We start from the raw sequence: 22,875 nt of genomic DNA, 5'->3' as shown, positions 1-22,875 counted from the left end.
CAGGTTTTACCCCTCGCTCCTCACCCCTCACCCCTCACAGGATGTAGACATGAGCAACATCATTGAACTGAAAGTGCCCGATATCGGCGGCCATGACGGCGTCGATGTCATCGAAGTACTGGTCAACGCGGGCGACCGGATCGAGAAAGAACAATCGCTGATCACGCTGGAAACCGACAAGGCCACGATGGAAGTGCCGGCCGAACAAGCTGGCGTCGTCAAGGAAGTGAAGGTCAAGGTTGGCGACAAGGTATCCGAAGGCAGCGTCGTCGTGCTGCTGGAAGTCAGCGCCGGTGCTGCTGCGCCGGCACCAGCTGCAGCACCTGCCCCCGTAGCAGCTCCGGCCCCAGCGCCGGCTGCAGCAGCTGCTGCGCCAGCCGCCAGCCAAACCGTTGAAGTGCACGTGCCGGATATCGGCGACAACCACGATGTCGACGTGATTGAAGTGCTGGTCAAGGTCGGCGATACCATCGCGCTGGAACAAAGTCTGATCACGCTGGAAACCGACAAGGCCACGATGGAAGTCCCGTCGTCCGCCGCTGGCGTCGTCGAAAGCGTTGCCATCAAGGTTGGCGACAAAGTCAGCCAAGGTGCATTGGTTGTGACGGTGAAGTCCTCCGGCGCAGCGGTTACTTCCGTTGCTGCACCAGCCCCTGCCGCGGCACCCGCTCCGGTTGCAGCCCCCGCTCCGGCACCTGTCGCCGCCCCCGTTGCAGCACCGGTTGCCAGCGCACCCGCCAAGATCGACGAAGGCAGCTTCTCCAAAGCCCATGCCAGCCCGTCCATCCGCAAATATGCGCGTGAACTCGGCGTTGATCTGGGCAAGGTCAAGGGCACGGGCCCGAAAGGCCGCATCGTCAACAGCGACGTGCAAGCGTATGTGAAGGGCGTGCTGACCGGCAGCATCGCCTCGCCGGTTGCCGCCGCTGCGGGTGGTTCGGGCGTCGGTCTGGATCTGCTGCCGTGGCCGAAGGTCGACTTTGCCAAGTTCGGCCCGATCGAAGCCAAGCCGCTGTCCAAGATCAAGAAGATTTCCGGCGCGAACCTGCACCGCAACTGGGTGATGATCCCGCACGTTACGTTCAACGACGAATACGACATCACCGAGCTGGAAGACTTCCGCAAGACCATCGGCAAGGAATGGGAAAAGAGCGGTCTCAAGCTCTCCCCGCTCGCCTTCATCATCAAGGCCGCCGCCGAGGCGCTCAAGGCGTTCCCAGAATTCAACGCCAGCCTCGACGGCGACAACCTGATCCTCAAGCAGTACTACCACATCGGTTTCGCGGCAGACACACCGAACGGCCTCGTGGTACCGGTGATCAAGGATGCCGACAAGAAGGGCCTGAAGCAGATCGCCAAGGAACTGACCGATCTCTCCGGCCTGGCGCGCGAAGGCAAGCTCAAGCCGACCGACATGCAAGGCGCGACCTTCACGATTTCGTCGCTTGGCGGCATTGGCGGCACCAGCTTCACGCCGATCATCAATGCACCGGAAGTCGCGATCCTCGGCGTGTGCAAGAGCCAGACCAAGCCCGTTTGGAACGGCAAGGAATTCGAACCGCGCCTGCTGTGCCCGCTGTCGTTGTCCTTCGATCACCGCGTGATCGACGGCGCAGCAGCCGGTCGCTTCACGGTGCACCTGGGCAAGCTGCTCGCAGACATCCGCCGTTTGGTCCTCTGACACCCATCACCATGTAGGGCGGGTCCGCATCATGACCCGCGTTCGCTGCGGTGGGTTACGCCCTGATGGGCTAACCCACCCTACATGCCCCCTCACAGGATTCACCCCATGAGCACAATCGAACTCAAGGTGCCGGACATCGGCGGCCACGATAACGTGGACGTGATCGAAGTCTTCGTCAGCGTCGGCGATACCGTCGCGCTCGAACAAAGCCTGATCACGCTGGAAACCGACAAGGCCACGATGGAAGTGCCAGCCTCCGCCGCCGGCGTCATCAAAGAACTCAAGATCAAGACCGGCGACAAGGTTTCCGAAGGCAGCGTCATTGCTGTCATCGAAGCCAGCGCCGCTGCAGCTGCACCCGCCCCCAAAGCAGCCGCGCCCGCACCGGCCGCTGCGCCGGCTCCAGCCGCAGCACCGTCGCCAGCGCCAGTCGCCGGCAGCTACACCGGCCCGGTCGACATCGAAGCAGAAATCGTCGTCCTCGGCTCCGGCCCTGGCGGCTATTCGGCCGCCTTCCGCGCCGCCGATCTCGGCCTGCAGACCGTGCTGGTCGAGCGCTACGCCACGCTGGGCGGCGTGTGCCTGAACGTAGGCTGCATTCCGTCCAAGGCGCTGCTGCACAACGCGGCAGTGATCGACGAAGTCGCGCATCTGGAAATGCACGGCATCAAATTCGGCAAGCCCGAAGTCGATCTGGATGCGTTGCGTGGCTACAAGGAAAAAGTGGTCGGCAAGCTCACCGGCGGCCTGAACGGCATGGCCAAAGCCCGCAAGGTCGACGTCGTGCGCGGCGTCGGTACCTTCCTCGATGCTTATCATCTGCAAGTCGAAACCACCACCGGCACCGGCCAGGACAAGACGGGCGAAAAGAAAGTGATCCGCTTCAAGCAAGCGATCATCGCCGCTGGTTCATCGGTCATGAAGCTGCCGTTCATTCCGGATGATCCGCGCGTGGTGGATTCGACCGGCGCACTGGAACTCAAGTCCGTGCCGAAGAAGATGCTGATCATCGGTGGCGGCATCATCGGCCTGGAAATGGGCACGGTGTACTCCACGCTCGGCGCACGTCTCGACGTGGTCGAGATGATGGATGGCCTGATGCAAGGCGCGGACCGCGATCTAGTCAAAGTGTGGGAAAAGTGGAACGCCCATCGCTTCGACAACATCATGCTGAACACCAAGACCGTAGCGGTCGAGGCCAAGGCCGATGGCGTTTACGTGAGCTTCGAAGGCGAAAAAGCACCGAAAGAACCGCAGCGTTATGACGTCGTGCTGCATGCCACCGGCCGCTCGCCGAACGGCAAGAAGATCGGAGCCGAGAACGCCGGCGTGTTCGTCGACCAACGTGGTTTCATTCCGGTTGACAAACAGCAACGCACCAACGTGCCGCACATCTTCGCCATCGGCGATATCGTCGGCCAGCCGATGCTGGCGCACAAAGGCGTACATGAAGCACACGTGGCAGCGGAAGTCGCAGCAGGCCAGAAGTCCTACTTCGATGCCCGCGTAATTCCGGGCGTGGCGTTTACCGATCCCGAAGTGGCATGGGTCGGCCTGACCGAAGATGATGCCAAGAAGCAAGGCATCAAGATCGAGAAAGGCGTGTTCCCGTGGGCGGCGTCCGGCCGTGCAATTGCCAACGACCGCACTGAGGGCTTCACCAAGCTGATTTTCGATGCCGAAACGCATCGGATCGTGGGTGGCGCGATTGTCGGCCCGCACGCGGGCGACATGATCGGTGAAGTCTGCCTGGCCATCGAAATGGGCGCGGATGCCGTGGATATCGCCAAGACTATCCACCCGCACCCGACCACCGGTGAATCGATCGGTATGGCTGCCGAAGTATTCGAAGGCAGCTGCACCGACTTGCCGCCAATGAAGAAGAAGCACTAAGCAATCGCTGCTTCGGCTGTAAACAATAACGCCGCCCAATCAGGGCGGCGTTGTTGTTTATATCGTTGACTCAATCAGCTCAGATACTGGCCAACCCGCGCCGACGCGTCGTCCACAGCCCTTCGAGTGTATACAGCGCCAGTGCCGTCCAGATAAACGCGAAGCCAATCATCTTGTCTACGCCGAACGGCTCGTGCCACAGCAGCACGCCCAACAATAGCTGCAGCGTCGGCCCGACATATTGCAGCAAGCCCAGCAGAGACAATGGAATCCGTCGTGCACCGGCAGCAAACAGCAGCAAGGGAATCGCGGTGATCGGCCCAGCCATCAGCGCCAGAAACTGCACGCCAGTCGTGGCATGACTGAAGCCTGCCTCTCCGTGAATGAACAGCGAGGCCAACAGACTGCCCGCCAGCGGAAACAGCAACAGCGTTTCCAGCGACAAGCCTTCCAGCGCCCCCAGCGCCGCCGTTTTGCGTAGCAGACCGTAGGTGCCGAAAGTGGCCGCCAACAACAGCGCAATCCACGGCAGATGGCCGGTGGCGATGGTGAGCCACAACACGCCAGCGGCGGCCACCGCGATGGCGGCCCATTGCCCACGCCGCAGACGCTCGTGCAGAAACAGCACCCCCAGCATGACGCTGACCAAGGGATTGATGAAATAACCCAAACTCGCGTCCACCACGTGCCCGGCATTGACCGACCAGATGTAGGTGAACCAGTTACAGGCCAGCAGCAAGGCACTGATCACAAAGCCTACGATCAGCTTGGGATTCGAAAACGCCGGCTTGAGCCAGGCCCATTGGCGACGCCATGCCAGGATCACCCCCAGAAACACCAGCGACCAGACCATGCGGTGCAGGAGGATTTCCATGGGCCCAATGCCATGCAGCGATTTGATGTATAGCGGCAGCAGGCCCCAGATGATGTAGGCCGCCAAGCTGAAGAGAATGCCGGTTTGCATGAGCGAGTCCTATTAATGACAGCCCACTTTAAGCTGTTATGGTTGCGTGCCTAATTGGGGAAAGTGAGGAATACAGTTAGCTGGCAAATCGATCACTGCAGTCAACAAGCCAGCGACCAAATAAAAAGAGGCCATCTGTCGATGACCTCTTTTCCGGTGCAATACACCTTGCGTGGAACAGGCGCTTAACCCAGTTCACCCGCCTCGGCCATGCTCCTGATCTTGCGCAGCGCCTCAACATCCATATTCCGGTAGGCCGCTTTCAGGTAGGCCACGTAATTGGCCTCACCTTCACCGGCCTGCGGGTCGTGTTCTTCCACGGGCGTGTTGTACACAAAGCGCACCAGCAACTGTTCGGCTTCCGGCACTTCGATCGTGATGGTCAACGTGCCGCCCTGGTGTTGCTCGTTGGCTTCGGTGTCGTGATGCACCGATTGATGCGGCGTGAGCTTAATCCGATCACGCACCATCAAGTTACCCATCTGCATTTCCCGCAGCAGTACACCGGCACTGCGCTCCAGAATGCGTACCTCGTCCACATGATCGAGAAACAGATCAGGGGCCTCAGCGCGCAATACCAAGCCATTCCACAGCTGCTCAATGCTAAGCGGCGTGACCAGCGGGTTGCCGGGCTCGTTGATTACGACGGCATGCTCGAAGTACACAGTAGGCTTCCTTAGCTATGACGACGACGCGGCGTATCGAACAGCGCAGCGATCGGCCGGCTCTCATTGCTGGTCGGCTGGCGCTCATCCCAGTACGACGGATCACGCGGCGGATTGCTATTGCCACGGCTTTGCGCATTGGGATTGTTCCGGGGCTGGCTTTGACCACCCTGACCGCGCGGCTGCTGGCTGCTCTTGCCACGTCCTTGCGCACCTTGGCCCTGACCTTGGCCGCCCTGACCACCTTGGCGCGGCTGACCTTGACCCGTACGCGGTTGCCCTTGGCCCTGACCGCCTTCACGGTTTTTCCGTTGCTGGCCGCCTTGACCCTGACCTTGGCGCGGCTGGCCTTGTCCTTGGCCTTCGCGGCGCGGCTGTTGACCTTCACCTTGGGCACCCTGCCCGCCTTGGCGTGGCTGACCTTGGCCGCGACCTTCGCGACGCGGCTGACGTTGCTGGCCTTCGCCCGCTTCGCCCTCGGCACGTTGCGGACGTGGTTGACGTCCTTGACGCTGCTGGCCCTGCCCTTGGCCGCCTTGGCCGCGGCGGCCATTCTGGATCGGTTCCGCCTTGATGGTCGGATCGGGCTCGAAGCCTTCGATCACCTGGCTCGGGATTTCGCGTTTGATCAAACGCTCGATGTCGTGCAGCAGCTTGATTTCATCGACACAGACCAGCGAAATCGCTTCGCCTTCCGCACCGGCGCGGCCGGTACGGCCGATGCGGTGCACGTAGTCTTCCGACACATTCGGCAGCTCGTAATTGACCACGTGCGGCAGTTCGTCGATGTCGATACCGCGTGCAGCGATATCGGTGGCCACCAACACTTGCAGCGTGCCGGATTTGAACTCGGACAACGCACGGGTACGAGCGCCTTGGCTCTTGTTGCCGTGGATCGCCAATGACGGGATACCATCCTTGCCCAATTGTTCGGCCAGACGGTTTGCGCCGTGCTTGGTGCGGGTGAACACCAGTACCTGGAACCAGTTGTGTTGCTTGATCAGATGCGCCAGCAGTTGGCGTTTCTTGTCGCGATCAACCGGGTGCACGCGCTGGGCGATCGTCTCGGCAGTCGCATTGCGGCGAGCGACTTCGATCAGCGCAGGCTGGTTGAGCAGCTTATCGGCCAGCGCCTTGATTTCTTCCGAGAAAGTAGCGGAGAACAACAGGTTCTGGCGCTTCTTCGGCAGCAGTGCCAGCACTTTCTTGATGTCGTGGATAAAGCCCATGTCGAGCATGCGGTCGGCTTCATCGAGGACGAGGATTTCAACGTTCGAGAGATCGACCGTCTTTTGCGATACGTGATCGAGCAGGCGGCCAGGGGTCGCGACGAGAATGTCGATCTTGCCCTTGAGGGCCTTGATTTGCGGGTTGATGCTCACGCCGCCGAACATCACCATCGATTTGAGGCCAGTGTGTTTGCCATATTCGCGCACGCTTTCTTCCACCTGCGCGGCCAATTCACGCGTCGGGGTCAGGATCAGGGCACGGATACCGGGCTTTTCAGCCGGCTTTTTCGACAGCAATTGCAAAATGGGGAGGGTAAAGCCGGCGGTCTTGCCGGTACCGGTCTGGGCGCCTGCAAGCAGATCACCGCCGGTGAGAATGGCCGGAATGGCCTGGGTCTGGATTGGGGTCGGTTCGGTGTAGCCGCGTTCAGCGCAGGCGCGTACCAGTGAGTCGTCCAGACCGAGGGAAGCAAAGGGCATAAATGATTTCCGAAGAAAGATACAGTTGTCCCGGCTGCGACGCAGCAGATGAAAATCTGGAGTAGATCAGGACAGGTTTGCAGCCTCATGCCGGCGGGTGGGCCGGTCATTGCGTCGGGCTGATTGAATTTGCGGGGTCAGTATACGGTATCGCGCCACAATTACCTATCAGCAATCAACAGGCGGCAACTGCGCCGCATTATCAAGTCAGTATTCCAAGTTATATACCGGCCGTCATCCAAATCGCCAGCGCTGCATTATGCTTATTTGGCCATTCTTTAAACGGAGCGATTCGATGACCGATTCAACGCCTGCCTCTCCCTCGCATAATCACACACCCGATGACCATTCGCGTCGCCAGTTTCTGGCAGTGAGCATCGCTGCCGGTTTTGCATTGGCAGTCAAACCGGTCGCCGCCAGCACGATCACCACCGACAACAAGGGCCTGACAGCTGGTTCGGTCGGCATTCCCGTCGCGGGTGCCACACTACCGGCCTATCGCGCCCAACCGGCCGATACCAAAGGCCCGCTGCCCATCGTGCTGGTGGTGCAGGAAGTGTTTGGCGTGCACGAACATATTCAGGACTTGTGCCGACGACTGGCCAAGCAGGGTTATCTCGCCATCGCGCCGGAATTGTATTTCCGCCAGGGCGATCCGCGCCAGTATCCGGAGATCAACGATCTGTTGACCAAGGTCGTCTCACAAGTGCCGGACGAGCAAGTGTTGTCCGACCTCGATGCCACGGCCCAATGGGCCGGTCAGCACGGCGGCGATGCCAAGCGGCTGGCCACCACCGGCTTCTGCTGGGGCGGGCGCATCGTCTGGCTGTATGCCGCGCACAATCCAGCCTTGAAAGCCGGCGCAGCATGGTATGGCCGGCTGATGGGTGCGACCTCGCCGAACAATCCGCTCTACCCCATTGATATCGTGCAGAAGTTGAAAACACCGGTGATCGGCTTCTATGGCGGTCTGGACAAAGGGATTACGGCCGAGAGCATCGAGAAGATGCGTGCGGCGCTCAAGGCCGCCGGCAGCAACGACCAGATCAACGTCTACCCGGAAGCCGAGCATGGCTTCAATGCCGACTACCGACCGAGCTACAACGCCGCAGCAGCGACGGATGCCTGGGCGAAGATGCTGGCCTTCTTCAAACAGAACGGGGTCTGATTCGCTCACCCAAAGCAAAAAGCCGGCAATGCCGGCTTTTTGCTTTTCAGGCGGCGCTCAAGTCACCACTTTCAAACCCACCACCCCACCCACGATCAGCAGCAGGAAGAACACCCGCGCCGCGCCAAGCGGATCACCAAACCAGATCATGCCGCCAATCGTCACGCCAATCGCGCCAAGGCCAGTCCAGATCGCATATGCGGTGCCGGCCGGAATATCGCGCATCGCAAACGACAGCAAAGCCATGTTGACGAAGGACAACGCGATTGATCCGGCCATCACCCACGGGCTTGGATGGAGCTGCACATATTTAAGCGACAAGGCCCAGACGATTTCAGTAAAAACAGCCAGGCCCAGCACCAACCAGGGATTGAACATCAACGAACTCCTTTTCGTAGCAAACGAATCGGGCTCGAATCAAAAGTCAGCGTGCCGGAAACCCGGAAGAGGCGCGCCGACCAGTCAACACATCAGGCGTCGGGCTGCGCGATTGCCGTCAGCGCATCGCCTGTTACCCGGCAAAGGCGCCAATCGGGCATCACCGTTGCACCCAAGCCTTGGTAGAACGCGATGGCATTCGCGTTCCAATCCAGCACGCACCACTCGAACCGGCCGCAACCGCGCTCGACTGCCAGCCGGCCGAGATGACGAATCAGCGCCTTGCCAACGCCATGCCTGCGAAAGGCGGGCCGCACGAACAGGTCTTCCAGATACAGGCCGCGTTTGGCGAGAAAGGTCGAATAGTTATGGAAGAACAGTGCGAATCCAGCGGGCGAATCACCAACCGTCGCCACCACGCACTCAGCCGCAGGCTGCGAGCCGAATAGATCAGCCATGAGTTTGGCTTCGGTCGCTTCGACGAGATGGCTCAGGTGCTCGAATTCAGCCAGTTCGCGAATCATCGCCAGGATATCGGCGACGTCACTCGGCTGGGCCGGGCGGATCTGCAAAGTTGTGGTCATCGGTTTATTCCCTCAGTTTCGTCGTGCCAATGAAAACGGGCGGCCTAGGCCGCCCGTTCGATCATGCGAAATCCGCTTACTTGGATTGGCCGATCATGTAGAGCGCTGCTGCTTTGAACTCGGCATCGGAACCGGTGTAACCACCCTTCGGCGGCATTGCATTCAGGCCCTTCATACCGATAGCGATGGCTGCATCAGCACCGTCTTTCAGGCGCGGGGCCCAATCAGCCTTGTTACCGATCTTCGGTGCGCCAGCTGCGCCAGTAGCGTGGCATGCCTGGCAAGTACCTTCCCAGACTTCCTTGCCCTTGGTGGCAGGATCAATCGCGCCACCTGCCGCACCGCCTTGTACTGGTGGCTCGGTGAATTTGCCGCCACCAGCGTTACCCATATAGGCAACAGCACGTTTGACTTCGTCATCCGTCAGATCAGGCGAACCGCCCTTGGCCGGCATGGCGTTGAAGCCCTTGATCGCATGACCCCACAACGTCTCGAAGCCCTTGGCGATACGCGGCGCCCAGGCACCTGCATCACCGAACTTCGGCGAGCCAGCGAGGCCCGTGCCGTGACAGGAAATACAAACCGCTTCGAACACAGCCTTGCCGCTGCGCGATCCCGGCGGGCCGCCGTCAACGACTTTCACCACACCAACCGGCTTCAACCGGGCGGCAACGGCTTCATTGGACATCGTCGTCGCACCCAGATCGACATGGGTACCCGAATTAACCAGCTTTGCAATCAATACACCGAACAACACCAAACCGACGATCGATACCACGATCTGAAAAACGACGTCCTTCGCTGACGAAGATGCGTTGGAACCGCTCATGCTGCCATCCCTTATGTCATGTCTTTGGAGGTGGAATAACCGGCCGGATTATACGTGCAAAGGGGCGTGTCACAAAGCCGTGCATGGACGCTCCCTGCAAAACGCGCTATTATCCGCCACCTCGTAGCGCCCATAGCTCAGTTGGATAGAGTGTCAGTTTCCGAAGCTGAAGGTCGCAGGTTCGATTCCTGCTGGGCGCGCCAGATTCTAGTGGTGCCGGGCTCTCTGCCCTGATCCGGATCACACCGGGCTCTTCGTCGCCACGATAAAAAAGGCCGCCAATCTGGCGGCCTTTTTCATTACTGCATCAATTTCCCGTATTCAACGTTTTTGCCACACTCGCACGTAATCCACATACATCGAAAGCGGATACGCAGCCTGATCCAACGGGGCATTGCCGGTGAATTGGCCGGATAGCGCGAGGTTCAGGATGATGTAGAACGGCTTGCGGAACTCTTCCATATTGGCCGGCGTGATATCCACCACGTGCACCGGGCTGGGATTGCTGTCGCGATCGATAAACCATTGGATCTTCGTGGCATCCCATTCGATCGAATACGTGTGGAACTGGCTCACATCCCCCACTTGCGCATTGCCCGGCTGGTTGCCGACCACGCCATTCGCCCACGGTAGCAGGCCGGTGCGCGTATCCCAGAACAGGTTCTGATACGTGACCGTATCGCTGTTCTTGTGCTCCATGATGTCGATCTCGCCGCAGCTCGGCCAGTTCGATGCCATGGTGTCGTAGGTCGACATCGGCGCGTTGTAGTTGGTGGTGTAAGTGTCATCGCACGCGTTGCCCATCATCCAGAACGCGGGCCACGTGCCACTGCTGTTCGGCATGGCGATGCGGGCTTCGATACGGCCGTACTGCCATGACTGCTTGCCCTTGGTGGTGAGGCGTGCGGAACGCTGATACCAGTCCCGGCCAGCGATATTGGTCGGCGTGGTGCTGTCATCCGCGCGCATTACCAGCATGCCGTTCTGCTGGTAGGAATTCTCCGGGCGATACCATTCCCACTCTCCATTGCCCCAGCCCTGGAAGCCGTTCAGCCCCGGATTCCAGCCATTGCCGACGTGGTAGTTCCAGTTGGCGGCATCCGGCTGACCGCTGCCATTGAAGTTGTCTTCCCAGACCAGCGTCCAGCCACTCGGCGCAGGCGTTGGGGTCGGTGTGGGGACGGGGGTTGCTGTTGGGGCCGGAGTGGGCGTGCTGCTTGGGGTGCTGCTGCCCACAGTGAACTGCGCCCATGCGGTATCGCTTGCGCCGCCCGAGCTATTGCCGATGGTAAAGAAATAGCGAACCGTCGCGCCGCTTGCCACGCCAGCCACCGTGTAGGTATTGGTCGTGCCACTGACCGCCATGCGGACGTTTTGTTGTGCGCCGCCATTGATCTGGTAATGCAGATCGGCCCACGGCGCGTTGTTCACGTAGAACGCCACGTTGCTGCCTTGTACCTGATAGCCGTATTGCCCGCTCGGGGTCGGCGTTGCGGCCTGGGTCGACGTGGGAGCTGGCGTTGGGGTTGGGGCTGGCGTGGGGGCTGGCGTGGCAGAGCCCGAGCAGCTGCCTTGGTCCTGCCACAGCGACGGCGAAGCGGCAGGGTTCCAGTTGGTGCCGGCATAGGCGGTATGCGTGACCAAGGCCACGTAGTTGTGGCCGTTGTAGGTCACCACCGTGCCGACGGTATAGGTGGGGCCTTCCGTCCAGACTTGCGGCACGCAGGCAGCGGCAAACGACTCCGGCACGACGGCGGCCCATTGCGCGGCGGCCAGCAGCAAGGCAGCGACCAGCACGCGTTGGCGAGGTAAAGCGCGTTTCATCTCCATCACAATCTCCTTTGTTATTGACTGAATGATTCACCGAACAGCCGACCGGCCGCGCCGCTTGCTGTTTGCTCAGCGGCGACGCGGCGGCCGGAAATTGACCGCAACACGCGATCAAGATCAATGGCTGAAATCAGGGGCAGCTCACCGTGCCGGGGTTGGTCGGGTCCCAACGGATATTGGCGAGCGAGATGTCGAACGCGCCGCTGGTGTACAGCAGCAACGGCGTGTTGACATTGGTGAAGTCCGTGCCGGCCGTTGCAAAGCAGCTCAGCGGAATCGCCACGCTCGTCCAGCTATTGACCGGCAAGGCGTTGACGGCAGTGGTGACGTCGACCGCCCCGATGCACGGATAACCGCAGTCGATCCGCGCCGTGACTGCGCTGCTGGCCGGGGTGGCGAGCTTGGCGTCGAACACCAGTGAACCATGCGCATTCAGATACGGCGAGAGATCAGTGCCCAGCGATGTGGCGCTCTGCATGTAGACCTGCCCGGCCGCGTTGTTCCAATGCACCTTCACCGCGGCCCACTGGATGCCGTTCTGGTCATCCACTGGCGTAGCCGAGATTTCACCGGCTGGCGTCGCGGTGGTGCTGGCACTGGCCTGCGCGACATCGATCCCGCCCCAGTTGGATGGCGCACCAATGCGCATCACCCATCCGTTCTGGTTGCCGCGATCGTAGATCGTCAGCGGTGTGCTGGCGCTACCGCCGCCGCTGCCATCCATGCCGCAACCGTAATCGCGGCTGGTCTCGTCGTACTGGCCTTGTTCAGCCGGATGGCGATAGTTCAGGCCATAGCCGTAGGCATAGAGCGGCGCGTAATCGGCATCGCCCACGTTGAGCGGCGTCTGGCAGGCGGACTTCGGCCACGAATAGGACAACTTGCCGGCAAAGTCGACATTCACTGCCCCGCTCTTGCGACGGAACAGCACATCGGCAATGCCCTCCCCTTCGCTCCCCGGCAACCACGCGGCGACAAAGGCATCCGAGCGGTTCAGCTCGCGGCTGGCATAGAGCGGACGGCCAGAGAACAGCACGGTGACGATCTTCTTCACACCGCGACTGCGCAGGCTTTCGATCAGCTTCACGTCTTCCGGATGCAGTCGGGCCAGCTCCAGCGTCTTAGTCTTGCCGATGTCACCCACGCCTTCCGCATACGGCGTTTCGCCGATCACCACGACGGCAGCGTCGAAACTGGCGTCGGCCAGCGCGCCGTCACTGCTGGTATCCAGCACCGCCTGCGGGGCGATCTGCTGCACCGCTTTCCACACACTGGTTGCGCCGGGGAAGTCATCGTTGGTCAAGCCGGAGCCCTGCCAGGTGACCGACCAACCACCGGCCTGATTAGAGAGGTTGTCCGCGCTCTTGCCGGCGACCAACACCTTGGCATCACGCCGCAGCGGCAAGGTGCCGCCGTTGTTCTTCAGCAGGACCAAGGACTTGCGCACCGCCTCACGTGCCAGCTCGCGGTGTTCCGGCGTGCCGACTTCATGCACCGCCAAACGGGCCGATGGCGTGGGCTTTTCGAACAAGCCGGCGTTGAACTTCACGCGCAGGATGCGGCGGACTGCATCATCGATCCGCGCTTGCGGGATCGTGCCGTTCTTCACTTCGGCGATGGTGTTGGCGATGAAGGCTTGCCAATCGGTGCGATCCGGCACCATCACCATATCGATGCCGGCGTTGATCGCCCACGGGCAATCGCTATTGCTGCAGTCGGTGGGGGAATCGCTGTTGCTGCGGTTCACCTGGCCGATGCCGTTCCAATCCGAAATCACGAAGCCGTCGAAACCGAGCTTGTTCTTGAGCACGTCGGTCAGCAGGTACTTGTTGCCGTGCATTTTGTAGGCCTTGGCCGTCGCGCCTGCGTTCTGGTCCTGCCAGCTGCTGAACGAGGCCATCACCGTTTGCACATCCGCCCGCAACGCACCGTAGTAGCCACGTGCATGCAAGTTGCGCAGCGTCTCTTCGGTCGCCACGGTCACCCCTTGATCGGTGCCGTTGGTGGTGCCGCCATCACCGATGAAATGCTTGGCGGTGGCGATGACTTTGCTTGGGTCGCGGCCCAGCCGGCCTTGCAAGCCTTCGATCACCTCTTCGGCATAAGCTTCGGTGATCACCGGGTATTCCGAATAGCCTTCGTACGTGCGCCCCCAGCGGTCATCACGCACCACGGCCAGCGTCGGGCCGAATGCCCAGTCGATGCCGGTAGCGGCCACTTCTTGCGCCACCGCCTCACCGATTCGATGCAGCAACCGCGGGTCACGTGCCGCGCCGAGGCCGATATTGTGCGGGTAGAGCGTCGCGCCGCGCACATTGTTGTGACCGTGCACGGCGTCTGTGCCCCAGATCAGCGGGATACGGTGCGGATTACTTGGGTCAACCGAGGCCGCCCACAGCGAATCCGCCAGGTTCAACCAGTCCTGCACCTTGGCCGCCTTGTTCTGCCCCGGCCACGAGCCGCCGCCGTTAAGCACCGAACCGAGGTGGTATTTGCGGACTTCATCCGGCGTGACGTTCTGGATTTCCACTTGCGTCATCTGGCCGACTTTCTCTTCCAGCGACATCTGCCGCAGCAGCGCTTCGACCTTCCAGTTCACCATCCTGTCGTGCGGGCTCTTGTGCTCGATACGCGGCCAGTCGCGCGTCTCGGCCAAGGGCTTGAATCCGTCTTCATCCGCCAGCGAGGTTGCTGCAGCGGCGGCAAAAGCCGCAGCCAGCAACCAGGGTTTGCAATTGTTGCCCATCAATGACTCCAGGTTTCACGTTGAAAAGCGCTTTCCTAGGAACTGCACGAGATTTACGGCGTGTGTTGGCACACACGCCAAGGCACGTTAGTTCATTTTGAAAGCGCTTTCAAATTTAAAACTCGATGGGCGACATACGGATATTTGGGTCGGGATTTGAGGACGAATGGCCGACTGACTTTTGGCTTTCTGGCTTTGCCACTGCGGCAACCAGGGATGGCTGAGGACAGGCGTTTCCGGCCTTGGGCGCGTCAGCAATTCAAGTCAGACGTCTATTCAGGCCGGGCGATGCTGACAAAGCTGGCTGCGCAAACGGAGTAATAATTCTTGCGGCAGCATCGCTGCAATGACATACGGCCGCATTCGCTGCGGCCGTATCGGGGAGGTATCTAGAAAGATCGGGGGGATGGCTACTTCAACCAGTCCTGAATCTTGCCAAGGATGTCCTTGCTATCCGGCTCGGTGATCGAGCCATAGGCGGTGACGGTTTTGCCGTCCGGGGCGATCAGATACTTGTAGAAATTCCATTTCGGGCTGGTGTCGGAAGCCTTGATCAAGTCCTTGAACAAGGGGTTCGCGTCATCGCCGCGGATGCTGGATTTCTCCATCATCGGGAATTTCACGAAGTAGGTCAGCCGGCAGAAATCGCCGATTTCCTTGCTACTTTCCAGCTCCTGCTTGAAATCGTTCGACGGGAAGCCGACCACCAACAGCCCTTTGTCCTTGTACTGGCTGTAGATTTTTTCCAGCTTGTCGAACTGCGGCGCAAAACCGCATTTGCTGGCGGTATTGACGACCAGGATCGGCTTGCCGGCATAGCCGCAGAAATCGAACGACTCACCCTGCAGCGTTTTGAATTGGTGATTGAGCAGCGGCGGGCAGGCGGCGTGAACGGCACCGACCAAGCCCAGCAGCAGCATGGCGGCGAAGAAACGAAGGGTAAGCATGGCTTTCTCGGGGAGTGATCGAGGAACGGAGTGATGAAAACCAGCGTACGCCCACGTTCCGATCAAATCAAACGCCCCGTAGTGCGGGTTAGCCGCAAGGCGTAACCCGCAAATACTGTGCGCTCGCCACACATCCCCTATGCGGGTCAAACGGCCCGCCCTACTCGCGGAGAACACAGAGAAAACCAAGTCAATCACATCGGGTTCTCTCGGTGTGCTCGTTTGCTGTTCTCGGTGTGCTCCGTGTCTACCGATTTGCCTTTCGGGTCTGACCGGCGAGACGCCAATCACTCCGCCTCGGCTTCTTCCTCGCCTTCAGGCAAATGCACCACACCGGTGTTGTAGTTGTACTCATAGGCTTCGCCATACCGGCCCCACTCGATCGCCACCTTGAGCACGCGTTCGGCTTCATCGGCATCGAGCGATTCGCGCAGCAGCTTGAGGAACGGGCCTTCCGGCAACTCGCCAGATGGCTCTTGTTCCAGGCTGTGGCGGATATGCGCGGCGAGCGGTACGTGCGCCAACAGTTGCTGGCCGAAAATTTCCTGCCGGACATCTTCGTTTTCGACATAACGCTTGCCCAGCGGCGTGATGACGATATCGCCATGCGCCAGTTGCGCCAGCCCCAACAGATGCAGCGCATCGGCCAATGGCAGCAATTCGTCATCGGTCAGGTCGGTCTCGTCGACCAGCTTCGGCAAGTCGGCGCGGCCGTTGAATGGCTCTTCGGACAGCAGTTCGAGCATGCCCTCCATGCGGCTGACATCGGCCTCGGGCAAGCGGTAGCCCAGATGCAGGCTGACGGCTTCTTCGGCGGCCTTGCCGGCACGCGGTGCGCGGGCGGTCATCAGCGCGTAGACCTGATCGATCAGCGCGCGCACTTCCACGCTATCCACATCACGCGGGCGCGGCAGCGAGATGCGCAGCTCGGCACGGACACGGCCGGGGTCGCTGGCGAAAATCAGGATGCGGTCGGCCATCAGCACCGCTTCTTCGATGTTGTGCGACACGATCAACAGGCCGCGCATCGGCGTGCTCTTGCCGTCCCACAGTTCCAGCATGTCGTCGCGCAGTTGCTCGCCGGTCATCACGTCGAGCGCGGAGAACGCTTCGTCCATCAGCAGCACATCCGGCTCCATCACCAGCGCACGGGCGATGCCGACCCGCTGGCGCATACCGCCGGACAACTCACGCGGCAACGCGCCTTCAAAACCGGAGAGGCCGATCAGCTCGATGGCGGCTTCGGCGCGTTTGGCGCGCTCGTCCTGACTCACGCCGCGCGCTTCCAGACCCAGTTCCACGTTCTGCTGCACCGTCAGCCACGGGAACAGCGCAAAGGACTGGAACACCATGCTGATGCCGTTGGCCGGGCCATAGAGCGGCTGGCCGCGATATTTCACGTCGCCGCCATCCGCCTGGATCAAGCCGGCAATGACGCGCAGCAGCGTCGATTTGCCCGAGCCCGACTGGCCCAGCAACGCAACGATTTCGCCATCCTGCAATTCGAAATCGACGCCTTCCAGCACCGTACGCGCCATGCCGTCCGCCGACTTGAAGCGCTTTTCGACGTTTTTCAGTTCAATCAATGTGTCGGTCATCGTGTCGATCTCTTTACCCATTGCTGGGCGATTCCTTAAAAGTGCATCCGGTCTTCGGCGAGGCTATACAGCTTGCGCCAGAGGAAGTGATTCAAGCTCATGACAAACACGCACATCACGCCGATACCGAGCGCAATACGCGGGAAGTCGCCGGTCGCGGTCATCTTGGCGATATAGCTACCCAAACCGTGCGCTTCCAGCTGGGTGTTCCCCCAGGTTACGTACTCGGCCACGATGCTGGCGTTCCATGAGCCGCCGCTGGCGGTGATCGCCCCGGTCACGAAGCTCGGGAAAATCGCCGGCAGCAGATAGCGCCGCCACTTGAGCCACCCCTTCAAACCCAGGTTCTGCGCCGCGTAGCGCAACTCGCTCGGGATGTTCGATGCCCCGGCGATCACGTTGAACAGGATGTACCACTGCGTACCGAACACCATCAACGGCGACAGCCAGATATCCGGATTCAGGTTGAAATAGACAATGAACACCACGGCCAGCGGGAACATCAGATTTGCCGGGAACGCCGCCAGCAATTGCGCCACGGCTTGCAAGCGATCAGCCCAGCGCGGGTTCATGCCGATCCAGATGGCGACCGGCACCCACACCAGCGATGCCAGGCCAATCAGCACCAGCACGCGGATCAAGGTGTAAAAACCGAACAGGAACACGCGAGCGACTTCGCCCGCCCCGACCTCACTGTGGATGAAGGTCACCAGCCGCCAGACTGCGAACAGCACCAGCGCTGCGATCCCGGCATCCCAGATGCGCGACCATTTATCCGATATCGGCTGCGGCCGTGCGCGGATCGAGGTGCCGTCGTACTCGCGGCGAAACAGCGAGAAGCTCTTTTCCACCACTTTGAGCCCGCCACGCGCGATGAACTGCAAGCGCTCGGTACGCCGCAACCACGTCAGCAACCACGACGATTGGCCGGTTTCGCCGCCTTCGGTTTCAAAGCGGAACTTGTCCGCCCAGGCCAGCAAAGGCCGGAACAGCAATTGGTCGTACAGCAGAATGCCGATCACCATCGTGCCGATGGCCCAGCCAATCGCCGGCAAATTGCGCTGTTCGAGCGCGAGGGCGATGTAGGAGCCGATGCCCGGCAATTTGATGTTCTGGTTGGAGACCGAAATCGCTTCGGAGGCGACCACGAAAAACCAGCCGCCGGACATCGACATCATGATGTTCCACAGCAGTTGCGGCATGGCGAACGGCAGCTCCAGACGCCAGAAGCGCTGCCAGCCGGAGAGCTGGAAAATACGTGCCGCTTCCTGCAACTCACCCGGCACCGTGCGCAGCGACTGGTACAGCGAGAACGCCATATTCCAGGCTTGCGACGTGAAGATCGCAAAAATCGCCGCGCATTCCACACCGAGCAGATTGCCGGGGAACAAGGCGATGAAACCGGTCACCGTGATCGACAGAAAACCCAGCACCGGAATCGACTGCAGAATATCCAGCAAGGGGATCAATACTTTTTCCGCAGCACGATTCTTGGCTGCCAGCGTGGCATACACCAAGGTGAACACAATCGACGCCCCGAGCGCGATGAACATCCGCAGGGTCGTGCGCAGGAGGTAATACGGCAGGTAGGCTGGATCGAGATAGATCGGCATCGGCGCGCCAATCTGATAGGGGTGCGACATTTGCGCCGCGCCGAAGGCGAGCAAGACCAGCGCCGAAAGGACCAAGGGCAGCAGCGCCCAATCCCAGCGGTTGCCGCCGGCTTCAATGACTTGGCGGGGAAAATATTCAAACTTGATCATCGGCAGATCCGAAGTACGATTTATCGAGGCGCTACAATCAGCGCCATACAAGCAGCACCATCAAGCCGATCCGATTGGTGCGGCACGCGATTTTCCTCCACCCGGCGCAATCTGTGTTGGCCGTGTCGCGTGACGAAATGTTTTTGTCACAAACCAACAGGCGATGCCATTGTCTTTTGAGCATCGGCACTCTTTTTGCGAGTCCTTTTCACCGCCTATGGCCAAAACCCCGAAACACCGCCGCCCCAGAGTCTGGAGCTTGCCGATTGCCTTGTTCGTGCTGCTGGAAACCTGGCTTTGGCTGCACTTGCGCCCGTTGGTCGCCGGGTTCCTTGAACTGCGGATCTGGCGCGTATGGGGTGCGGCGCTGACCGGTTGGCTGGTTCGACGCAGCCCGTGGCAAGCCTTTGCCTGTTTCGCCTTGCCGATGCTGGCGCTGTTGCCCGCCAAATTTCTCGACCTGTGGTTACTGAAAGGCGGCCACGTCCTTTGGGCAGTGGCCTTGCTGATTGCGCTCAAGCTGTTCAGCTTTGGCGTATTGGCGTTTATCGAGCGGGCCTGCCGTCCGGCGCTGCGCCGGTTGCCGCTCTATCGACATATTTATGCCTTCGTGCAACGGCTGCGGCGTTGGGCCAAGCGCCAGACCCGGCCGTGGCGGCTATGGTTTCGGCACATGCGGGAACGCCTGCGATCCGATCAAGAAGCGGACTGAACAAAGAGAAGAGCGGAAGAGCGCGGCCAACTGCAACCGGTGCTATTTGGTGGCGAATGATGCGACGGTTTTTCCCGGCCACTTGGCCGAGCGCAACCACGCCCTGGCCTCGTTATCGCCACTCAGGTTGGCAAGCCAGAATGCTGCCGTGGCTGCTTTGACCACCTGGCTGGCCGCTGCATCCGGCTCATTGTCGCTGCCATTGAAAAACAGATGCGGCTTGCCCTCCATGACCAGCAGGTACTTATCGCCCGCAGGCATGGCCTGATACGGCCACGTACGCATCTCTGGCGTCATGCCACGGCCGAGCGGATCGGCGTCGTGTGTACCGGTCACACTGAAAAACGGCCGGTTGAAACCGGCGAAACGCTCCGTTTGGGCTTCGAACTGGCCCGTGGCGGACGGACTGAAGGCAATGAAGGCGGCAAAGCGCGGCTCGATCAGGCTGCCCCCAAGCGGATAACGCTCCCCCGCCAAAGCCAGTGTCGTAGCCGCGCCGAAGGAATGGCCAGACATGCCGATATGGTGCAGATCGGCGTGGGCCAGCAAGGCATCATGGCCTTGGCGACGGGCCAGTTCATCGAGCACGAATTTCACATCCTGCACCCGCGCCTGCAATTGGCTTGCATTGGCGGCCTTCAAGACATTGTCGGCACCGCCGCGCCAGATCGCCTTATCCGATCCGGCATGCTGCAGGTGAATGCTGATGAATCCCCAACTCGCCCAATGCTTGCCCCACGCCGCCCCACCGTCGCGCGAGCCGCCCAGCCCGTGCGAGAACAGGATCACCGGGTAGGTCCCGTTGCCTTCCGGCACGTACAGCTTGAGCGGAATCTCGCGTTGCCGCGCCGGATCGGTCCAGCTGGTCTCTACCGTGCGGACCTGCAGCGGGCCATGCTGGGCGTAGCCCTCGGCACGGGCCAGCGTGGCAGCGACCAGGAACAGCAAAGCGAATAGCCTGCGCATGGGTTTAGCCCTCCCAAGTCATCCCGATCTGATCAACCCCAAGCGAATCAGAGCTTGTCGAGCTCGATCTCGCCCACGTTGTTGAACACGTAATCCGGCTTGTACGGGAAATGGTCGATCTGGTCGGTCGTGGTCACGCCGGACAGCACCAGCGCGGTCTTCATGCCGGCTTCCAGCCCACCGACGATATCGGTATCCATCCGGTCGCCCACCATCAGCGCCTCTTCGGGATGCACGCCGACCTTGCGTGTGGCGAGCATCATCATCAGCGAATTGGGTTTGCCGACGATGTAGGGCTTCTTGCCGGTAGCCGCGGAAATGGCAGCGAGGATGGTGCCGGCAGCGGGCTCGAAACCGCCCCCTTCCACCGGGTCGATCATGTCTGGATTGGTGCCGATGAATTTCGCACCGGCATCGATCAGGCGACACGCTTTCTTGAGCATCTCGAAGCTGAAGGTGGCGGTCTTGCTGACCACGACATAGTCCGGGTGCGATTCGGAAATCGAGAAGCCAACGTTATACAGCTCGTTCATCAGGCCGCCGCCGCCGATCACAAAGGCCGTAGCGCGGTCTTTCTGGCTCTTCAGGAACATGGCCGTGGCCATGGCGCTGGTGATGAAGTTGGCTTCGGTCAGGCCATGAATACCGAGATATTCCAGCTTGAGCTTGAGATCGAGCGGGGTTTGTTCGGCGTTGTTGGTCAGGAACAGGAAGGGCGTGCCGCCGGCGAGCATGCGGTCGACGAAATCCTGTGCGCCGGGGATCAGCTGCTTGCCGCGGTAAATCACCCCGTCCATGTCGGAAATGATGGCCTTGATCATGTTGTTCTCCTTGTTCACATCCTGTTGTAGATGTTGTAGATCGGTTGTAGATCGTCCCCACACGGTTTGCCCGCGTGGCGCCTGCCTGGGTGAAGGTTCTGGAATGACGCCATCCTAGCGGGGAATGCGTAGTGCGGGGAATGTCTCCGCGCAATCACGCAGATCGCCTACAAAGCAAAACCCGCAAGACGTTGCACGCTTGCGGGCTTGGGTTGAAGTGGCGAGGGAAGTGAGCCCACTGAACCATTGATGCCTTAGTGGGTATCGTAATGCCTCAACTTCCTGTCACTACCGGTGCCATGACCGATCACGCCACCAACCACTGCGCCGCCGACCACACCCCACGGATTACCGTCGGTCAGCACCGAGCCGGCCACACCACCAATACCGGCACCGATGGCCGCGTTACGTTGTCGCGTGGTCATGTCAGCACAACCGGACAACACACTGACTATCATTGCGGCACAAACACCGCTACGCATCCAGGTTTTCATGGTTTTGCCCTCCATGAACGGGCCTGGTGAAACCTGCTACTCAAAGTCTCACCAAGCGGTTTGCGCGTTGACATCACGCCAGCCCTTCGTCCCGCCCGGCTCCCCATGCTGAATAGCCTTGATCAGGGGCAGTTATTTCAAGACATGTTGCAAGGAAGGGGATGACAGGATCGCCACTGGTTTCGCCAACGCATCGCCCCCTTTTCAACATCCGGCCAGCGCATTGCCTGGCTATCGACCCGAGCACCGGCAGCGATCAATCGTGCCAGTGGTGGCCGTGCTCATGCCAATCGTGGTCGTGCCGATCCTGATCACCCCAACCGCGATGCCAGCGGTCATGGTCGCCCCAACCCCGATCACGCTCGTGGTCATGCCAATACGGCCGGTATTCGGTCTCCCGGTAGTCTTCGCGCCAATAGCCGTTGTGCCAGCGCCAATCCGGACCCACACGGACCCACACGCCCGGTTCCCAGTAGTAGCCGACCCGTGGAGCAGGTACGTATTCGACGCGTGGCGGCGGTGGGCCAAGTGGAATGCCAATGTTCAAATCCACGTCCACGCGCGCCTGTGCAACGCCAGCTTGCAAGCTGGCGACGGCGAGAACTGCTGCACCAATCAATGTCATCAAGCCATGCTTTGCCATGATCCGTACTCCTGCAGACACGCAATGGGTGCCTCTGATCCATTAACGCGCAGCCAAGACGCACCGATGACGGTTTTTAAACTCTGTCACACGGGGTTACGGCAGGTCGCAGTCCACGTAAACTGGCGCGTTACGCGAAAGGAATACCATCACCATGAAAAAAACCGACCTCGAAAAAAACCAGGGCCTGAAGATCAACAACACACTGCGCAACAGCAGCACGCCGGATCGTTTCGGCAAAGCCGGCATGGTGGATCGCCGCGAGCAACGCAAGCTGGATCAGGCCGCCGGCCTTGTGCCCTTCGCGGTCAAGCTCAATGGCGACCTCGTCAAAACCCTGCATGAACAGGCAGCAGCGCAAGGCGTGACGCTGAACGAGCTCGTCGGCAAGCTGCTGCAAAACGCAGTCGATGCCGGCTAGCACCCAGCCGCATCACACGAATCGGCAGGCGCTGCGGGGCGTTCTATGGTGAATAAGACC

At 60.5% G+C, this 22,875-nt stretch carries 19 protein-coding genes, 1 tRNA gene and 2 pseudogenes; 6 read left to right on the top strand and 16 right to left on the bottom strand.

Annotated elements, in window-relative coordinates:
- The first annotated feature begins 49 nt into the window (after window positions 1-49).
- Complete coding sequence (gene aceF / locus BR41_RS16630) at window positions 50-1,681, top strand: dihydrolipoyllysine-residue acetyltransferase (protein WP_035059234.1); 1,632 nt, start codon at window positions 50-52, stop codon at window positions 1,679-1,681.
- A 108-nt stretch (window positions 1,682-1,789) separates the two neighbouring features.
- The gene (gene lpdA / locus BR41_RS16625) at window positions 1,790-3,577 is read left to right on the top strand and encodes a dihydrolipoyl dehydrogenase (RefSeq protein ID WP_035059232.1); all 1,788 of its coding nucleotides are present in this window, start codon (window positions 1,790-1,792) and stop codon (window positions 3,575-3,577) included.
- Between the two features lie 79 nt (window positions 3,578-3,656).
- Here lpdA and rarD read toward each other — a convergent pair whose 3' ends face one another.
- From rarD to BR41_RS16610, 3 genes are all read right to left on the bottom strand, one after another.
- Window positions 3,657-4,541: an EamA family transporter RarD gene (gene rarD, locus BR41_RS16620; protein ID WP_035059230.1), complete on the bottom strand. Its 885-nt coding sequence runs from the start codon at window positions 4,539-4,541 to the stop codon at window positions 3,657-3,659.
- A 185-nt stretch (window positions 4,542-4,726) separates the two neighbouring features.
- Window positions 4,727-5,206: an SRPBCC family protein gene (locus BR41_RS16615; protein WP_035059226.1), complete on the bottom strand. Its 480-nt coding sequence runs from the start codon at window positions 5,204-5,206 to the stop codon at window positions 4,727-4,729.
- A gap of 11 nt (window positions 5,207-5,217) precedes the next feature.
- Window positions 5,218-6,915, bottom strand: a complete 1,698-nt coding sequence (locus BR41_RS16610) for a DEAD/DEAH box helicase (protein ID WP_084187310.1) — start codon at window positions 6,913-6,915, stop codon at window positions 5,218-5,220.
- Window positions 6,916-7,210: 295 nt separating this feature from the next.
- On the opposite strand from BR41_RS16610, the gene BR41_RS16605 reads away from it, so the two are divergent.
- Window positions 7,211-8,083 (top strand): dienelactone hydrolase family protein, encoded by an 873-nt coding sequence (locus BR41_RS16605; protein WP_035059224.1) that lies wholly within the window; start codon window positions 7,211-7,213, stop codon window positions 8,081-8,083.
- A 57-nt stretch (window positions 8,084-8,140) separates the two neighbouring features.
- Here BR41_RS16605 and BR41_RS16600 read toward each other — a convergent pair whose 3' ends face one another.
- The 4 genes and pseudogenes from BR41_RS16600 to BR41_RS25585 all read right to left on the bottom strand — a co-directional run.
- A complete protein-coding gene (locus BR41_RS16600) occupies window positions 8,141-8,461 on the bottom strand; it encodes a DMT family transporter (RefSeq protein WP_035059221.1) in 321 nt (106 codons plus the stop codon).
- A 92-nt stretch (window positions 8,462-8,553) separates the two neighbouring features.
- Window positions 8,554-9,045 carry a GNAT family N-acetyltransferase gene (locus BR41_RS16595; protein ID WP_035059218.1) on the bottom strand — a complete coding sequence of 164 codons (492 nt, stop codon included), beginning with the start codon at window positions 9,043-9,045 and terminating at the stop codon, window positions 8,554-8,556.
- A gap of 76 nt (window positions 9,046-9,121) precedes the next feature.
- Window positions 9,122-9,349: pseudogene (locus BR41_RS25590) on the bottom strand (c-type cytochrome); the annotation flags it as partial.
- 60 nt (window positions 9,350-9,409) lie between these two features.
- Window positions 9,410-9,649, bottom strand: a pseudogene (locus BR41_RS25585) (c-type cytochrome); the annotation flags it as partial.
- Window positions 9,650-10,000: 351 nt separating this feature from the next.
- Here BR41_RS25585 and BR41_RS16585 point away from each other — a divergent pair.
- Window positions 10,001-10,077 (top strand) — tRNA-Arg (locus BR41_RS16585).
- Window positions 10,078-10,195: 118 nt separating this feature from the next.
- Here the strand turns inward: BR41_RS16585 and BR41_RS16580 are convergent.
- The 5 genes from BR41_RS16580 to BR41_RS16560 all read right to left on the bottom strand — a co-directional run bounded on the left by BR41_RS16580 (window position 10,196) and on the right by BR41_RS16560 (window position 18,758).
- Window positions 10,196-11,704, bottom strand: coding sequence for a family 16 glycosylhydrolase (locus tag BR41_RS16580; RefSeq protein ID WP_035059212.1), 1,509 nt, complete (start codon window positions 11,702-11,704; stop codon window positions 10,196-10,198).
- Between the two features lie 130 nt (window positions 11,705-11,834).
- Window positions 11,835-14,450: a glycoside hydrolase family 3 protein gene (locus BR41_RS16575; RefSeq protein WP_084187308.1), complete on the bottom strand. Its 2,616-nt coding sequence runs from the start codon at window positions 14,448-14,450 to the stop codon at window positions 11,835-11,837.
- Window positions 14,451-14,860: 410 nt separating this feature from the next.
- Complete coding sequence (locus BR41_RS16570) at window positions 14,861-15,397, bottom strand: glutathione peroxidase (protein ID WP_084187306.1); 537 nt, start codon at window positions 15,395-15,397, stop codon at window positions 14,861-14,863.
- Window positions 15,398-15,684: 287 nt separating this feature from the next.
- Entirely contained in the window at window positions 15,685-17,016 is a 1,332-nt protein-coding gene (locus BR41_RS16565) for an ABC transporter ATP-binding protein (protein WP_245615946.1), read from the bottom strand.
- A gap of 14 nt (window positions 17,017-17,030) precedes the next feature.
- Window positions 17,031-18,758, bottom strand: a complete 1,728-nt coding sequence (locus tag BR41_RS16560; protein WP_035059209.1) for an ABC transporter permease — start codon at window positions 18,756-18,758, stop codon at window positions 17,031-17,033.
- 259 nt (window positions 18,759-19,017) lie between these two features.
- Between BR41_RS16560 and BR41_RS23135 the strand changes: the two genes are divergently transcribed.
- Window positions 19,018-19,470, top strand: coding sequence for a hypothetical protein (locus tag BR41_RS23135; protein ID WP_051711191.1), 453 nt, complete (start codon window positions 19,018-19,020; stop codon window positions 19,468-19,470).
- 42 nt (window positions 19,471-19,512) lie between these two features.
- On the opposite strand, the gene BR41_RS16550 is transcribed toward BR41_RS23135, so the two are convergent.
- The 4 genes from BR41_RS16550 to BR41_RS23130 all read right to left on the bottom strand — a co-directional run bounded on the left by BR41_RS16550 (window position 19,513) and on the right by BR41_RS23130 (window position 22,394).
- Window positions 19,513-20,436, bottom strand: a complete 924-nt coding sequence (locus BR41_RS16550) for an alpha/beta hydrolase family protein (protein ID WP_051711189.1) — start codon at window positions 20,434-20,436, stop codon at window positions 19,513-19,515.
- Window positions 20,437-20,483: 47 nt separating this feature from the next.
- Window positions 20,484-21,257, bottom strand: a complete 774-nt coding sequence (locus BR41_RS16545; protein ID WP_245615944.1) for an HAD-IIA family hydrolase — start codon at window positions 21,255-21,257, stop codon at window positions 20,484-20,486.
- 254 nt (window positions 21,258-21,511) lie between these two features.
- On the bottom strand, window positions 21,512-21,715 hold the full coding sequence (locus BR41_RS16540) for a YMGG-like glycine zipper-containing protein (protein ID WP_505578016.1): 204 nt from the start codon (window positions 21,713-21,715) through the stop codon (window positions 21,512-21,514).
- 292 nt (window positions 21,716-22,007) lie between these two features.
- The gene (locus BR41_RS23130; RefSeq protein WP_051711187.1) at window positions 22,008-22,394 is read right to left on the bottom strand and encodes a hypothetical protein; all 387 of its coding nucleotides are present in this window, start codon (window positions 22,392-22,394) and stop codon (window positions 22,008-22,010) included.
- A 154-nt stretch (window positions 22,395-22,548) separates the two neighbouring features.
- Between BR41_RS23130 and BR41_RS16530 the strand changes: the two genes are divergently transcribed.
- Complete coding sequence (locus tag BR41_RS16530) at window positions 22,549-22,815, top strand: hypothetical protein (protein WP_035059206.1); 267 nt, start codon at window positions 22,549-22,551, stop codon at window positions 22,813-22,815.
- Window positions 22,816-22,875: the final 60 nt, after the last annotated feature.

The organism is Andreprevotia chitinilytica DSM 18519 (genome assembly GCF_000711875.1).
In the GTDB taxonomy this organism is placed as follows: Bacteria; Pseudomonadota; Gammaproteobacteria; order Burkholderiales; family Chitinibacteraceae; genus Andreprevotia; species Andreprevotia chitinilytica.
The sequence above is the reverse complement of the archived record's forward strand: the minus strand, read 5'-3'. Positions and strand labels throughout refer to the sequence as shown.

Bases quoted from the DNA above. Each gene is read 5' to 3' on its own strand.
- aceF (WP_035059234.1), top strand. From the start codon at position 50: ATGAGCAACATCATTGAACTGAAAGTGCCCGATATCGGCGGCCATGAC.
- lpdA (WP_035059232.1), top strand. From the start codon at position 1,790: ATGAGCACAATCGAACTCAAGGTGCCGGACATCGGCGGCCACGATAAC.
- rarD (WP_035059230.1), bottom strand. From the start codon at position 4,541: ATGCAAACCGGCATTCTCTTCAGCTTGGCGGCCTACATCATCTGGGGC.
- BR41_RS16610 (WP_084187310.1), bottom strand. From the start codon at position 6,915: ATGCCCTTTGCTTCCCTCGGTCTGGACGACTCACTGGTACGCGCCTGC.
- BR41_RS16605 (WP_035059224.1), top strand. From the start codon at position 7,211: ATGACCGATTCAACGCCTGCCTCTCCCTCGCATAATCACACACCCGAT.
- BR41_RS16600 (WP_035059221.1), bottom strand. From the start codon at position 8,461: ATGTTCAATCCCTGGTTGGTGCTGGGCCTGGCTGTTTTTACTGAAATC.
- BR41_RS16595 (WP_035059218.1), bottom strand. From the start codon at position 9,045: ATGACCACAACTTTGCAGATCCGCCCGGCCCAGCCGAGTGACGTCGCC.
- BR41_RS16580 (WP_035059212.1), bottom strand. From the start codon at position 11,704: ATGGAGATGAAACGCGCTTTACCTCGCCAACGCGTGCTGGTCGCTGCC.
- BR41_RS16575 (WP_084187308.1), bottom strand. From the start codon at position 14,450: ATGGGCAACAATTGCAAACCCTGGTTGCTGGCTGCGGCTTTTGCCGCC.
- BR41_RS16570 (WP_084187306.1), bottom strand. From the start codon at position 15,397: ATGCTTACCCTTCGTTTCTTCGCCGCCATGCTGCTGCTGGGCTTGGTC.
- BR41_RS16565 (WP_245615946.1), bottom strand. From the start codon at position 17,016: ATGGGTAAAGAGATCGACACGATGACCGACACATTGATTGAACTGAAA.
- BR41_RS16560 (WP_035059209.1), bottom strand. From the start codon at position 18,758: ATGATCAAGTTTGAATATTTTCCCCGCCAAGTCATTGAAGCCGGCGGC.
- BR41_RS16550 (WP_051711189.1), bottom strand. From the start codon at position 20,436: ATGCGCAGGCTATTCGCTTTGCTGTTCCTGGTCGCTGCCACGCTGGCC.
- BR41_RS16545 (WP_245615944.1), bottom strand. From the start codon at position 21,257: ATGATCAAGGCCATCATTTCCGACATGGACGGGGTGATTTACCGCGGC.
- BR41_RS16540 (WP_505578016.1), bottom strand. From the start codon at position 21,715: ATGATAGTCAGTGTGTTGTCCGGTTGTGCTGACATGACCACGCGACAA.
- BR41_RS23130 (WP_051711187.1), bottom strand. From the start codon at position 22,394: ATGGCAAAGCATGGCTTGATGACATTGATTGGTGCAGCAGTTCTCGCC.
- BR41_RS16530 (WP_035059206.1), top strand. From the start codon at position 22,549: ATGAAAAAAACCGACCTCGAAAAAAACCAGGGCCTGAAGATCAACAAC.